The 13,448-nt window shown below is 74.8% G+C and carries 7 protein-coding genes; 6 read left to right on the forward strand and 1 reads right to left on the reverse strand.

Annotated elements, in window-relative coordinates; all coding sequences use genetic code 11:
• Positions 1–368 precede the first annotated feature (368 nt).
• The 5 genes from ACFVFR_RS28455 to ACFVFR_RS28475 all read left to right on the forward strand — a co-directional run bounded on the left by ACFVFR_RS28455 (position 369) and on the right by ACFVFR_RS28475 (position 9,420).
• Positions 369–3,650: a molybdopterin-binding protein gene (locus ACFVFR_RS28455; protein ID WP_383706823.1), complete on the forward strand. Its 3,282-nt coding sequence runs from the start codon at positions 369–371 to the stop codon at positions 3,648–3,650.
• Positions 3,647–4,702 (forward strand): potassium channel family protein, encoded by a 1,056-nt coding sequence (locus tag ACFVFR_RS28460; protein ID WP_383706825.1) that lies wholly within the window; start codon positions 3,647–3,649, stop codon positions 4,700–4,702. Before ACFVFR_RS28455 ends, ACFVFR_RS28460 begins: the two co-directional genes overlap by 4 nt.
• Before the next feature lie 87 nt (positions 4,703–4,789).
• Positions 4,790–5,770, forward strand: a complete 981-nt coding sequence (locus ACFVFR_RS28465) for an NAD(P)H-quinone oxidoreductase (protein WP_383706827.1) — start codon at positions 4,790–4,792, stop codon at positions 5,768–5,770.
• 2,078 nt (positions 5,771–7,848) lie between these two features.
• The gene (locus tag ACFVFR_RS28470; RefSeq protein ID WP_383706829.1) at positions 7,849–8,796 is read left to right on the forward strand and encodes a hypothetical protein; all 948 of its coding nucleotides are present in this window, start codon (positions 7,849–7,851) and stop codon (positions 8,794–8,796) included.
• Between the two features lie 66 nt (positions 8,797–8,862).
• Positions 8,863–9,420 (forward strand): bacterial proteasome activator family protein, encoded by a 558-nt coding sequence (locus ACFVFR_RS28475; RefSeq protein WP_383706831.1) that lies wholly within the window; start codon positions 8,863–8,865, stop codon positions 9,418–9,420.
• 325 nt (positions 9,421–9,745) lie between these two features.
• On the opposite strand, the gene ACFVFR_RS28480 is transcribed toward ACFVFR_RS28475, so the two are convergent.
• Complete coding sequence (locus tag ACFVFR_RS28480; RefSeq protein WP_383706833.1) at positions 9,746–11,401, reverse strand: protein kinase; 1,656 nt, start codon at positions 11,399–11,401, stop codon at positions 9,746–9,748.
• A gap of 307 nt (positions 11,402–11,708) precedes the next feature.
• On the opposite strand from ACFVFR_RS28480, the gene ACFVFR_RS28485 reads away from it, so the two are divergent.
• Positions 11,709–13,313, forward strand: coding sequence for a protein kinase (locus ACFVFR_RS28485; RefSeq protein WP_383706835.1), 1,605 nt, complete (start codon positions 11,709–11,711; stop codon positions 13,311–13,313).
• The last annotated feature ends 135 nt before the right edge of the window (positions 13,314–13,448 follow it).

The following is a 13,448-nucleotide window of genomic DNA, read 5'->3' on the forward strand; positions in this document are numbered from 1 at the left end:
ACCCGGTTGACCAGGCCAGTCCTGGCGCGGGTGACGCCAGTGGCGTTCGGGACGGTGACGGTGGCGCGCCGTACCCGGCGGTGGGTTCCGGCGACATCGCGGGGTCGGGCGGCGTAGGACGCTCGGTCAGCCCGGCCGGTTTCGGCTCGGTCGACGGTGGCGGTGCCGGCGACGGGCGTGGTGCTGGCGACGGACGGGGCGGCACGCGTCGGCCGGGCACCGCGAGTGGCCCCGTCGGTGCGGCCAACCCCGTTAGTGGCGCGGCTGGTTCGGACCGGTCCGTTCATCCGTGTGAGGCCACCGACGTGGGCGGAGCCGGGCACACCGGTGGCGCGGGGCACGTCGACGTACCGGGTGGCGCGGGTCGGGTGGGGCACGGTGGGGCCGCCGCGAGTTGGCCCGAGGCTCGTACGATCGCGGCGCGTGCGGTGAGCGCGCCGTTGGCCGCGACGGCGACCCCGTTGGGCGCGGCGCTGGGCCGGGTGCTGGCCGAGCCGTTGACCGCGCTGACCGACCTGCCACCCTTCGATACCTCGGCCATGGACGGCTGGGCGCTCGCGGGCCCCGGCCCCTGGCGGTTGCCGGCGCGCGGCCGGGGCGTACTGGCCGGACACGCGCGCCCGGAGCCGCTGGCGGACGGCCAGGCGGTGCGGATCGCGACCGGGGCCAGGACGCCGCCGGGGGCCACCGCCGTACTGCGCAGCGAACACGGTACGGAGGTCGACCCCGGGGCCGAGCCCGGCGCGAGGGGCGCCTCCGAAACGAAGCCCGCGACCGAGTCCGCGAGCGCGCCCGCGCCCACGACGGGGCCCGGGTCCGGCGCGAGCGGTCGGCCCGGGGGCGCGGACGGTTGGCTGTACGCGTCGCCCGCGCACCCCGTGCAACCCGGGCAGGACATCCGGCCGCGAGGCCAGGAGTGTGGTCGGGGCGACCGGTTGTTGCCGGCCGGGACACTGGTGACGCCGGCCGTCGTGGGGCTCGCGGCGGCGGCGGGGTACGACGCGTTGCTGACCGTACGCAGGCCACGGGCCGAAGTGCTGGTGCTGGGCGACGAGTTGTTGCGTTCGGGGCTGCCGCACGACGGGCTCATCCGCGACGCGCTCGGCCCGATGCTCGGGCCCTGGCTCCAGGCGCTCGGCGCGGACGTGCTGGCCACCCGCTGGTTGGGGGACGACGCGGAGGCGTTGCACGCCGCGATCGGGAACTCTCCCGCCGACCTGGTGATCACCACGGGTGGTACGGCGGGTGGGCCGGTGGACCACGTCCACCCCGTGCTGCGGCGGCTCGGCGCACGTCTGCTGGTCGACGGGGTCGCGGTCCGCCCCGGCCACCCCATGGTGCTGGCCCGGTTGGACGAGCGCCGACACCTGGTGGGCCTGCCGGGCAACCCGTTGGCCGCGGTGTCCGGGTTGCTCACGTTCGCCGAGCCGCTGCTGCGCACGCTCGCCGCCCGCCCACGGCCCGACGATCCGGCGCCCGGGCGTACGCGGTCGGAGGGAGCGGGCGCGGGGGGCGCGCGGAGTGGTGGGGCGTACGCCGCCGATGGTCGGGGCGCCGACCGTGACGTGTCCCCGCACTGGGGCGGGGATCAGCGGGATTCTGACCGACGGGGTGCGGGCCGGCGTGACTCCGACGGGTGGGCGGCCACTCGGCGGCTGCCGGTGGGCGAGGAGGGCGGTCGGTTCACGGGGTCGGCCTCCGGGGCTCCGGCCGAGCGTCGCGGGTCGGGCGGGCGGCCGGGACGGGTCGTCGGGTCGGGTGGCCCGTCGACGTGGATGCCGTTGGCGGACGAGGTTCCCTGGCACCCGCGTGACACGCGGCTGGTGCCGGTACGTCGGCGGGCCGGAGCGGCGGTGCCGCTGCACTTCAGCGGGCCGGCGATGTTGCGGGGGGTGTCCGTCGCGGACGGCATGGCCGTCATCCCGCCCGGTGGCGTGGCGCGCGGCGACGAGGTCGAGGTGCTGGGCCTGCCGTGGGCGGACGCCGGTGGTGTCGGCCACTGGCCCGGCATCACGAGCCCGATGGAAGACCCAACCGGCGGCGCGACGCGGGTGGGCGCCCACCCCACCTCCGAGACGCCGACGCCGCGCGGGCCCACGGCCACCAACCCGCCGGCGTACGACCGGTCGGGGTCACCCGCCGAGCAACCCAGGCCGACCAACACCCCGCCCGCCGAGCAACCCACCCCCGAGCCACCCACCCCCGCGAACCCGCCTGCTTCCGGCGACCTCGCAGTCGCTGACCCGCTGGGCCCGGGGCACTTTTCGTCCGGGCAGTCGGGGTCTTTCGTCGGGTGCCCCACTTCCGTGAACCCGCCTGCTTCCGGCGACCTCGCAGCGTCTGACCCGCTGGGCCCGGGGCACTTTCCGTCCGGGCAGGCGGTGCCTTTCGTCGGGTACCCCACCCCCGTGAACCCGCCTGCTTCCGGCGACCTCGCAGCGTCTGACCCGCTGGGCCCGGGGCACTCTCCGTCCGGGCAGGCGGTGCCTTTCGTCGGGTACCCCACTTCCGTGAACCCGCCTGCTTTCGGCGACCTCGCAGTCGCTGACCCGCTGGGCCCGGGGCACTTTTCGCTTGGGCAGTCGGGGTCTTTCGTCGGGTGCCCCACCTCTGTGAACCCGCTCGCTTCAGGGCGCCCCACCCCAGGTCAGCCGGGGCCCGGGGGAGGGCAATCCGGCGGTGGTAACCCGGCGGGGTGGGGGGCCGGACGACCCGCTGGCGAGCAGTCGGGGGTCGCGGCTGGGGCCCCCGCTTCCGGCGCTTCGCCGGCACCTGGCCAGCCGACGCCCTCGGCCCCACCCATGCCGGAGCCTCCCACTCCCGACCAGCCGAAGTTCGCCGACCCATCCGCCCCGGGGCAGCCGGCTCCCGCCCCCGGGCCATCCGCTCCCGGGCGGTCGACGCTCGCCGGCCCACCCGACCTCGGGCACCCCGCGCGCACGCGTCCGGGACGCGTTTCCGGGCACCTCGCCTCCGGCCCGACACTCGCCCCCGCCCCCGAGCAACTCAACGCCGGCTGGCCGGAGCCCGGGGCTGGGCACCCCCTTCCCGGCACCGCGCCGGTACGCGACCAACCGGCCGCCACCCCCGGACAACTCACCCCTGGTCAGCCGGGGCCTACCCAGCCGGGCCCCTCCGCGAGCCACCCCGCTCCCGCTCAGCCGGGCTCCTCCGTGGAACACCCCGCCCCCGGCCCGCACCCCGCTGCCACACAACCCGGGCCCCCGGTGGGTCACCCCACTCCCGCTCAGCCAGGCTCCTCCGTGGGTCACCCCGCTCCCGCTCAGCCGGGCTCCTCCGTGGGTCACCCCACTCCCACCCAGCCTGGCCTCACCACGGGCCACCCCACCCCCACCCAGCCGGGCCTCTCCGCGAGCCACCCCACTCCCACCCAGCCGGGCCCCTCCGTGGGCCACCCCGCTCCCACTCGCCCCGGGCTCGTCAGGGCCCGCCACCCGTGGGTGGGGGCTGGCGGGGGGCGATTCGCCACCGGGGCGTTTGGCGCGGTCACGGGCTCGGCTACGTTGGGGGCTCCGGGTGGGTGGCCGGGTGGGTTCACCTCGGACGCGTGGGGTGTCGGCTCACCGCTCGCCCCGCGTCCCGGAAGCACCAGCACCCCCGATGTACGGCCGCCCGGAGGAACCGAGTGAAGCTGCCCTCGCACGACGCGGTGGCGCGTAACCAGGAACCCGTCTCCCACCACGTACAGCTGCCGCGCTTCCCCGCGGGGCCGCTGCGGCAGGTCGGGCGGCGGCTGTTGGTCGCGCTGCTCGTGATGGTCGTGACGGTGTTGCTGGTGTACCTGGACCGCGAGGGGTACCACGACAACGCCGACGGCTCCGTCGACTTCCTCGACTCCGTCTACTACTCGACCGTCACCCTCTCGACCACGGGGTACGGCGACATCGTGCCGCACAGTGACGGCGCCAGGCTCACCAACGTGTTGCTGATCACGCCGCTGCGCGTGCTGTTCCTGATCATCCTGGTCGGTACGACGCTGGAGGTGCTCACCGAGCGCACCCGCGAGCAGTTCCGTCTCAACCGTTGGAGGAGCGCCTTGCGCGACCACACCATCGTCGTCGGTTTCGGCACCAAGGGGCGTTCCGCCGTACAGACGCTGTGCGCGACCGGGCTGCGCAAGGAGCAGGTCGTGGTGGTGGACCCGAACCACAAGGTGATCGAGACGGCCAACGCCGAGGGGTTCGCGGGTGTCGTCGGCGACGCGACCCGCAGCGACGTGCTGTTGCGCGCGGAGGGGCAGCGGGCCAGCCAGTTCGTCATCGCCACCCAGCGCGACGACACGGCGGTGCTGGTCACGCTCACGGCGCGGCAGTTGAACAAGGGCGCCAACATCGTCGCCGCCGTCCGCGAGGAGGAGAACGCGCCGCTGCTGAAGCAGTCCGGCGCCGACGCGGTGATCACCAGCGCCAGCGCGGCCGGCCGGCTGCTCGGCCTCTCCGTGCACAGCCCGAGCGCCGGCGCCGTGATGGAGGACCTGATCCAGCAGGGCAGCGGCCTCGACCTGGTGGAGCGGCCGGTGGTCAAGTCGGAGGTCGGCAAGCAGGTGCGGGAGACGGACGACCTGGTGGTGACGGTGCTGCGCGGCCACCGACTGCTGGGTTACGACAACCCGGAGGCGAGCCCGTTGCAGGCCACCGACCGGTTGATCGTGGTCGTACGCGCCCGGCCACCGGCCGAGTAACCCTCACCGACCAGCCTCGGGCCCCTACCGGGGGAGGCCGTGGCGCGGCCCCGAGTGGGAGTGGGCCGCGCGGGTAGCCTCGCGAGCATGCGTGCGATCACGATCCCAGAGCCAGGCGGACCCGAGGCCCTCGTCTGGGCCGAGGTCCCCGACCCCGAGCCCGCCGAGGGCGAGGTCCTCATCGAGGTGGCGGCCAGCGCCGTCAACCGCGCCGACGTGCTGCAACGGCAGGGCTTCTACGACCCGCCGCCCGGCTCGTCACCGTATCCGGGCCTGGAGTGCGCGGGCCGGATCGTCGCCGTCGGGCCGGGCGCGGGCGGCGGCTGGGCGGTCGGCGACGAGGTGTGCGCGCTGCTGAGCGGCGGCGGGTACGCCGAGAAGGTGGCGGTGCCGAGCGGGCAGGTACTGCCCGTGCCGGCCGGGATGGACGTGGCGACGGCGGCGGCCCTGCCCGAGGTCGTGTCCACCGTTTGGTCCAACGTCTTCATGATTTCTCACCTTCGTCCCGGTGAGACGTTGCTGGTACACGGCGGCTCCAGCGGCATCGGCACGATGGCCGTCCAACTCGCGAAGGCGGTCGGCGCGCGGGTCGCGGTGACGGCCGGTAGCGCGGAGAAGCTGGCCGCGTGCGCGGAACTGGGCGCCGACGTACTGATCAACTACCGGGAGCAGGACTTCGTGACCGAGGTGCGCGCCGCGACGGGCGGTGCGGGCGCGGATGTCATCCTCGACATCGTCGGGGCCAAGTACCTGGACGCGAACGTCCGCGCGCTCGCCGTCAACGGCCGGCTCGCGATCATCGGCCTCCAGGGCGGGGCGAAGGGCGAACTGAACCTGGGCGCGCTGCTCGGCAAGCGGGGCGCGGTCACCGCCACGTCGCTACGCGGACGCCCGCTGGCCGAGAAGGCGGCGATCGTCGCGGCGGTCCGGGAACACGTGTGGCCGCTGATCGAGAGCGGCCGGGTCCGGGCCGTGGTCGACCGCACGCTCCCGATGCACCAGGCCCCCGAGGCCCACCGCGTAGTAGAGGGCAGCACCCACGTAGGCAAGATCCTCCTGACCCCCTGACCCCCTGACCCCCTGACCCCCTGACCCCCTGACCCCCTGACCCCCTGACCCCCTGGCTTCTTGGCTTCTTGGCCTTGTGGCCTCCTGGCCTTGTGGCCCGGCCCCCGGCCCCCGGGCCCCGTGGCGTTCTGGCCCTGTGGCCCGGTGCCTTCGGGGCCCTGCCAGCCCCGGCCCCGAGACCTCGTGCCCTCGGGAGCACGTGAGCTTGTGCTCCCGGGAGTGCGTGCCCTCGCACCCTCGGGAGTACGAGATGCCGTGCCCCGGGGAGTACGTGTTTCCGTGCCCCGGGGAGTACGAGCCGCCGCGCTTCGGGCCTCTCGACCTCGTGCCCCGGGGAGTATGCCCCCGTGCCCCGGCCCCCGATCCCATGCCCCCGGGCCGCCGGCCCCCTCGCCCCCGGGCCTCTCGCCTGGCGGTCTGGCGGCCCGGGGGAGGGCGCGGCCCCCTCGGCCCCCGCTCCCGGCCCCTGACCAGCGACATCCCACCCCGAAGCGCGACGCGTGGCCCCGCCGAGAACCACCCGCCACCTCGCGCACGCGTCACCTCGCGGCACACCCACCACCCACCTCGTACGCCCCCACTCGCGGGGCACGCGACGAGTCAGCGAACCACCCCCCCCGTCGTCCACACCGCCCCACCAGACGCGCGCCGCCCCCGCGCGCACCATCACCCACCGCCATGCGCGCCACCACTGCCGCGCACCACCACCCACCGCCGGTAACGCCACCACCCACCACCACGTACGCCACCACCCACCGCCGGTAACGCCACCACCCACCGCCGGTACGCCACCACCCACCGCCACGTGGGCCACCGGCCAACCGCCACGTGGTCCACCGGCCAACCGCCGTGGACATCCCACCGCGCCGATACGCCACCACCACGCGAGCCGCCGCCCCCGCCCGTACGCCCCACGCGAGACACCCCCGCCCGCCCTCCGTGATCCCCCCGTCCCCGTACGCCCCCCGCACGCCCTCGTGCGAGGCCCCGCCGTACGTCTCCCCTCCCACGCCGTCGGCGCCCCAACTCTCCGCTGCCCAGGGCCCTCTCCGGCGCCGCGAACCGCGCCGACGGGCCGGGGTGACGAGCCCTCCGCGTACCGGCGACCCGAGATGCCGAGCCTTTGCCCCCGTGTGACGCTGAGGCCGTCAGTCGATGGATGACGGGACCGAAGGGACACGGCCGTGGTCTCAGCACACCGGCACCGTTCGCGTCACGAGAACGCTCCCCGACCAGACGTTCCCACCCCAGCCAGACCACCCACCCCACCCCGCCACACCCCCTCCACCGCAACCAACCCGCCCCCCACCCGGGCCACACCAACCCACCCCAGGAGCACAGCCCCCAGGGACACACCGCCCACAGGCAGCTCCCACCCCGGGGCCTCACACCGCGAGCCCCACTCCAAGAGCGCGGCCCCCGAGAGCCGCCACCCCAAGGCGCCTCGCCCCGAGACCGCCCGGCCCGAGACCACAGCCCCCGAGACCACTCACCCTGGTGTGCCCCACCGCGAGCCCCACCCCGAAGGCGCGGCCCCCGAGGCCACTCGCCCCGAGGCCCGGCACAAGAGCCCAGCCCCCGAGGGCACGCCCCCCGAGAGCCGCCACCCCAAGGCCGCCCAAGGCGAGGCAGGGCCCGAGACCGCAGCCCCCGAGGCCGCCCAAGGCGAGGCCCGGCCCGGGACCGCAGCCGCTGAAGCCACTCACCCCGGGGCCACCCGACCTGAACCCCACTCCGAGGGCGCGCCCCCCGAAGCCACTCACCCCCAGCCCACCCACCGAGAGAGGCCCTTCCCCAGGGCCCCCCTCCCCGAGGCCCCCCTCCCCGAGGCCACCCGGCCTGAAGGCTCCCGGCCCGAGGCCCAGCACAGGGGCCCAGCTCCGCAAAGCCCCCGCTGCAAGGCCCTCCACCCCGAGGCCCGACACAGGGGCCCAGCCCCCAAAGTCCCCCTCCCCAAGGCCACCCAGCCTGAGGGCCTCCCCAAGGCCACCCGGCCTGAGGGTCTCGTCAAGGCCACCCGGCCCGGGGGTCTCGTCAAGGCCACCCGGCCCGAGGGACCTCGGGGGAGTAACCGCCATGTGGGCGAGCGTCTTGGGTGGCTGTTGGGTGGGGTGTGGGTGTTGGTGCTCGTGGTGGCGGGGCCGGGGTACGCCGTGCCGGTGGGGCCGCCGGAGCCGTCGGGGGCGCGGCTGGCGGGGAGTGGGGCGGGGGAGGGGCGGGCGCATCCCGGGCGGTTGGCGCCGTACGCCGTGACGGGTGACGGTTCGGCGCGGCCGGGCCGACCGACCGGGCCCACCTCGACGCCGCGCCCGGACCAGGCCGATCCGTTCGGTGAGCGGCGGCCCGGGGACACCGACGCGTGGCCCGCGCGGGAACCCGGCACCGGCCCGGACGAGCCCGGGTCAGCCGGCCGGACCGACCACGACGGCATCCTCGACGGCGACCGTGACCAGGGCCGCGACCACGACGGCGAACGGGACCGCGACCACGACCGTGACCACGACCGCGACCACGGCCAGGACCAGGATGAGAACCGCGACCGGGACCACGGCCTGGCCCCCGAGGGTGACGGCCACGGCCGTGCGGACGCGGGTGACGCCGACGCGTCCACGGCACCCCTGGACGGGCGGCCGCCCACGGGCGTCTCCCCCGGCCCGTCCACGGGGCCGGGCGCGGACTCCTCCGAGCCTCCCGACTCCCGGGACGCGCGCCGGGAGCCGGGCTCCGACCAGCCCTCCATCGCGCCCCTCGCGCCCGAGGGCCGGCCACCCTGGGGTGGTTCGCGCGACCACGCGGAGGCGGGCCGGCCGCTGACGGGCTGGGAGCTGCCGGGCGGCCCGCCGGTGCCGTTGCTGCCGTCGGCCCCGCCGGGCACGGCGGGGGACGGCCAGGGGGCGGCCGGGGGCGGTCAGCGGGCCACGGCGTCAGGTGACGACCGGGTGCTGCGCGTCCTCCCCCTCGGCACCGGAATGGCCCTCACGGGCCTTGGCCTGGCCTACTTCGGGCTGCGGCTGCGCCGGCACTGAGCGCGCGGTGGCCGGACGACGCCCCCGCACCGGGCGGTCGGCGTGACGTACGGAACAATGGGAGCCATGAACCAGCCGATGAACGAACGGTCGCAGGAGAGCCCGCACGTCCTGGTCGTCGGTCCGGACGGGATGGCTCTGGGCGGTACCGGCTCGAGCGAGAGCGGCGACGAGTCGCGCGAGGTGCCCGTGACGGACATGGTCGAGCAGCCCGCGAAGGTCATGCGCATCGGCAGCATGATCAAGCAGCTTCTGGAGGAGGTCAGGGCGGCCCCGCTGGACGAGGCGAGCCGGGTCCGGCTGAAGGAGATCCACTCCAGCTCCGTGAAGGAGCTGGAGGACGGTCTCGCGCCGGAGCTGATCGAGGAGCTGGAGCGGATCTCGCTGCCCTTCACCGACGAGACGATTCCCACCGAAGCCGAACTGCGGATCGCCCAGGCGCAGCTGGTCGGCTGGCTGGAGGGGCTCTTCCACGGCATCCAGACCGCGCTGTTCGCCCAGCAGATGGCGGCCCGCGCGCAGTTGGAGCAGATGCGCAGGGCGCTGCCGCCGGGCATGGGCGGCGGCGACGAGGACGACGGCACCCAGCCGCCCGGCGGCGCCCGCTCCGGCCCCTACCTCTGACCCCTCCGCCCGGCCGCCGACGCCCGCGCCCCGACCAGGTGGCGCGCGGCGCACCGCTCGCCCGTCGCGGCCCGCCGACGACGCGTACCGCCGTTCGGCCCGGCCCCGTGCGCCGGGCCGGGCCGTGGTGTCCGCCCGGTCCGTCACGCGTGCGTGCGTGCCCGCGCACCCGGCCCGCGCCGGCCGCGCCCACCCGCCCGTACGCGGCGCGCCGATCACGTGACCCGCGGGGCGCGACGTCCCCGGGAAACGGATCGGTCCCCGCGACCGTCGTGGGTCGGGGGGACCGCTTCGGGTGTGGCGCGCGGCGCCGGTCGGCGCGGGCCTACTCCGGGTTGCCCGTCGAGACCTTCAGTTCGACCTTGTCCTCGTCCGGGTTGAAGGGCTCGCGCTGGTCGAAGGTGTACTCCATGACGGTGCCCTTGCCCCAGGTGTTCTCGTTCATGGGGACGACCTCGTACTTCCAACCCGCCTTCTTCAGGCAGTCCTTCACCGAGTCGATGTAGAGGTACTGGAACTCCGGCATGATGAACGAGCCCGGCTTGTCCGGCGCCTCGTAGGCGTCGGTGCACTTCTCCGGGTCGATCGTCTTGGACGTGTCGCCCTCCTTGAAGTCGGCCGCGACGGTCGTCTCCGTCGGCTTCGCCTTCTCCTCCTTGCCGTCGCCCCCGCCGCCGCCCTTGAGCGCGAAGGCGGCGACCACGGCGATGACCGCGACCGCGGCCACCACGGCCGAGCTGATGACGACCTTCTTGCTGCCACCGCCGTCGCCGCCCTGACCGCCACCGCTCGCGTGGTTCTGCGGGGTGACGTACGGGGCCGGGGCGGGCGCCGGGGCACCGTGGCCGCCGGTGGCGTAGGCGGGAGTGACGTAACCGCCCTGCTGGGGCTGGTGCGGCGCGTACGGGCTGGGGGGCGGCGTGCTGGGGCCGAAGCCGCCGCTCTGGTAGCCGGCCTGCGGGGGCTGGTACGGGGTCTGGACGCTGGGCTGGGCGGGCGGCGCCGCCCGCTGGTCCACCGGCGGGAAGACGGCCGAGCCGACACCGGCGCCGCTGCGCTGGGGGCCACCCCCGGTGATCACGGCGGGGGCGGCGCCGGACTGGCCGCTGCCCAGGATGCGCGCGCACTCGTCGCGCATGGCCTCCGCGGTGGGGAAGCGCTCGTTCGGGTTCTTCTTCAGCGCGCGGGCCACGAGCGCGTCCATGGCCGGGGTGAGCGAGCGGTTGACGCTCGACGGCGCGACCGGCTCCTCCTGTACGTGCGCGTACGCGATGGCCAGCGGCGAGTCCGCGTCGAACGGGAGGCGCCCGGTGGCCAGCTCGAAGAGCATGATGCCCACCGAGTACAGGTCGGAGCGGGCGTCCACGCCACGGCCCAGGGCCTGCTCGGGGGAGAGGTACTGCGGGGTGCCGACGACCATGCCGGTCTGGGTCATCGAGGTGACGCCCGACTGCATGGCGCGGGCGATGCCGAAGTCCATGACCTTGACCACGTTGCGCTTGGTCATCATCACGTTGCCGGGCTTGATGTCGCGGTGCACCAGGCCCATCTCGTGGCTGACCTCAAGCGCGGCGAGCACGTCCGCGGTGATCTTCAGGGCCTTGTCGGCGGGCATCGCGCCGTACTGCCGCACGTCCGCGTCGAGTACCGAGCGCAGCGGCTGGCCCTCGACGTACTCCATGACGATGTACGGCATGAGGCCGCCGTCCAACTCGTCCTCGCCGGTGTCGAAGACCGAGACGATGTTGGTGTGTGACAGCTTGGCGACGGCTTGGGCCTCGCGACGGAAACGTTCGCGGAACGACTGCTCTCGGCCGAGTTCGGTGTGCAGGGTTTTGATGGCGACCTGGCGGTCCAGGGCGGCGTCGTAGGCCAGGTGCACGGAGGCCATTCCGCCCTCGCCCAGGAGGTCCTGAAGCTGGTAGCGCCCGCCGGCGATGGAGTGGCCTTGGTACCGGCCCTGTGCGCCGTGCTGGCTCATCGTGTACTTCCCCCTTGGCGCACTGCCCTTGCCTTTTGGCTTTTCACCTGCGTAGTGATCCCTAGATCTCGGCCAAGTCTGCCCCAGGGGGGCGACACGTCAAGCCGCGTGCCCGTTCCGTGACCGGATGCGCAAGAAGCCGTCACGTGATTTGCCAGGCTCCGCCCGAAACGGGTTTGATGGCCGGTCCATCACGAACCGGTGGACCGCCCGGAGCCTGTAGCGTGCCCTAGCGAAGTACGACCCCCGGCCGCTGGCCTGGGGAACCCTAGCCCGTGCGAGTGGATAGAAACGACGGCGAGGACTGATGGCACAGACCCAGGGCGCTCAGGGGCCCTCCGATTCTGACGCCACTGGAATTGGAATGTCCGATTCGCCGGAGTTTTGGGGCAACGGTGGGTTGATCGGCGACGGACGGTACCGGCTGACGCACAAGCTCGGCCGGGGCGGCATGGCCGAGGTGTTCGCCGCCGAGGACGTGCGCCTGGGGCGCACGGTGGCCGTCAAGCTCCTGCGGGCCGACCTCGCCGAGGACCCGGTCTCCAAGGCGCGCTTCACGCGTGAGGCACAGTCCGTCGCGGGCCTGAACCACCACGCGGTGGTCGCGGTGTACGACTCGGGCGAGGACCTGGTCGGCGCCGGCGGCCGACAGCACGTGGTCCCCTACATCGTGATGGAACTGGTCGAGGGCCACACCATCCGCGAACTCCTGCTCAACGCGGAGGCGCCGCCGCCCGACCAGGCGCTGATCATCGTCTCCGGTGTGCTGGAGGCGCTCGCGTACAGCCACCAGCACGGCATCGTGCACCGTGACATCAAGCCGGCCAACGTCATCATCACCAACGGCGGCGCCGTCAAGGTCATGGACTTCGGCATCGCCCGCGCGCTGCACGGCGCGGCCAGCACCATGACGCAGACCGGCATGGTCATGGGCACCCCGCAGTACCTCTCGCCCGAGCAGGCGCTCGGCAAGGCCGTCGACCACCGCTCCGACCTGTACGCCACCGGCTGCCTGCTGTACGAGCTGCTCGCGCTGCGTCCCCCGTTCACCGGCGAGACCCCGCTCTCGGTGGTCTACCAGCACGTCCAGGACGCCCCGGTCCCGCCGTCCGAGGTGACCGAAGGGGTGCCGCCGGAGCTGGACGGGCTGGTGATGCGCTCGCTGGCCAAGGACCCGGACGACCGGTTCCAGAGCGCCGAGGAGATGCGCGGCCTGGTGCAGTACGCGCTCCAGATGCTGCACGAGGAGGGCGGCTACACCGGCACCTGGAACACCGGTCCCGTCAGCCACCTCGGCGCCGCCACGCCCGCCATGGGCTCGCCCGGCGCCTCCGCGATGCCGCACCCGGGGCACGGCGAGACCTCGCAGCAGCCGGTGTTCATCGGCCCCGGCCGGGACGACGACGGCGGGTTCGACGGTGGCCCGCGCGGTGGCCGGCGCAACCGGACCTGGCTGCTCGCGGCGCTCGCGCTGATCGCCGTCGTGGTGGGCATCGTCGTCGCGGTCAACCTGAGCGGTGGCGACGGGGGCGACAAGACGCCGGGTACGACGGTGTCGCCGTCGGCCACCGAGAAGAAGTCGCAGGAGCCGACGAAGAAGCCCACCAAGGAGCCGACGGAGCCGACGGCCACCGACGACACCTCCACGGGCGGCACCGGCGGCTGGACCCCGCCGCCGACGCGCAACCCGACGACGCCGCCGAAGACCCAGAACCCGACGACGCCGCCGCAGACGCAGAACCCGACGACCGAGCCCACCGACGGCGCGACCGAGCCGACGGACACCCCGACCACGGACGACCCCAACCCGCCGACGACGCCGACCACCGACCCGGCGACCGGCGGCACCGACCCGACGGGCGACCCGGGCGAGGGCGAGGGCAGCCCCGGCGGTGGCGAGGGCGGCGTGTAGCCGACGCCCCCGACCGGCCGGCACCCCCGGCTCCGGCCTTCGTCTCGGCCCTCGACCGGCCGGCCCGGCCACCGGCATCCTCGCGGCGGGGGGGCGGCGGCCCCCCCCGCGGGGGGGGCGGGGGGGGGGGGCCCC

It is taken from the genome of Streptomyces sp. NPDC057702, from assembly GCF_042799315.1.
Lineage (GTDB): Bacteria > Actinomycetota > Actinomycetes > Streptomycetales > Streptomycetaceae > Streptomyces.

What these genes read in the sequence shown, in the direction of transcription:
- ACFVFR_RS28465 (WP_383706827.1), top strand. Translation starts at nt 4,790, where the DNA reads ATGCGTGCGATCACGATCCCAGAGCCAGGCGGACCCGAGGCCCTCGTC.
- ACFVFR_RS28475 (WP_383706831.1), top strand. Translation starts at nt 8,863, where the DNA reads ATGAACCAGCCGATGAACGAACGGTCGCAGGAGAGCCCGCACGTCCTG.
- ACFVFR_RS28480 (WP_383706833.1), bottom strand. Translation starts at nt 11,401, where the DNA reads ATGAGCCAGCACGGCGCACAGGGCCGGTACCAAGGCCACTCCATCGCC.
- ACFVFR_RS28485 (WP_383706835.1), top strand. Translation starts at nt 11,709, where the DNA reads ATGGCACAGACCCAGGGCGCTCAGGGGCCCTCCGATTCTGACGCCACT.